The following is a 468-nucleotide window of genomic DNA, read 5'->3' as shown; positions in this document are numbered from 1 at the left end:
GAAGGGTGAGGGCTTTAACAGCTGACTTGTAATCTATTTAAATCTGAATATACATTAGGAATAGATTTATTGGGATAGGTAAGGCCGCTCAAGTTTGGGGTGTTTCGATTAGCACTTTTCGTCGTTGGGAAAGTGAAGCCAAAATTGTTTCAGAGCAAACGGCAGGAGGACGCCGCCGTTATGACCTATCCAAGCTTAGACCTGAGCTTTTTCATTCGAGAGAACTTTCTCAAAGAAAGACCATTGCTTATGCGCGTTGATCGAGCTATGATCAAAAAGACGATTTAGAGCGACAAAAACAGGTTCTTGAGCTTTATTGCGCAAGGCAAGGTTGGACTTATGAACTCATCTCTTATTTAGGGTACGGATGCAGCGCATGTGTACGGTGGTTTATTAGGCCACTTAACGGCTTGGTGTGAACAGCACCAAATGCCTTATGAAGGCATTCCCGTTGGTACAATTAAGAAG

The 468-nt window shown here is 43.2% G+C and carries 1 protein-coding gene; it reads left to right on the top strand.

Annotated elements, in window-relative coordinates:
* Positions 1-47: 47 nt before the first annotated feature.
* Positions 48-260 (top strand): MerR family DNA-binding transcriptional regulator, encoded by a 213-nt coding sequence (locus tag J7R10_RS10100; protein WP_343211342.1) that lies wholly within the window; start codon positions 48-50, stop codon positions 258-260.
* The last annotated feature ends 208 nt before the right edge of the window (positions 261-468 follow it).

Source organism: Bartonella vinsonii subsp. berkhoffii ATCC 51672 (assembly GCF_902825225.1).
GTDB lineage: Bacteria > Pseudomonadota > Alphaproteobacteria > Rhizobiales > Rhizobiaceae > Bartonella > Bartonella berkhoffii.
Note: the sequence above shows the minus strand (reverse complement) of the source record. Positions and strands in the feature narration are given on the sequence as shown.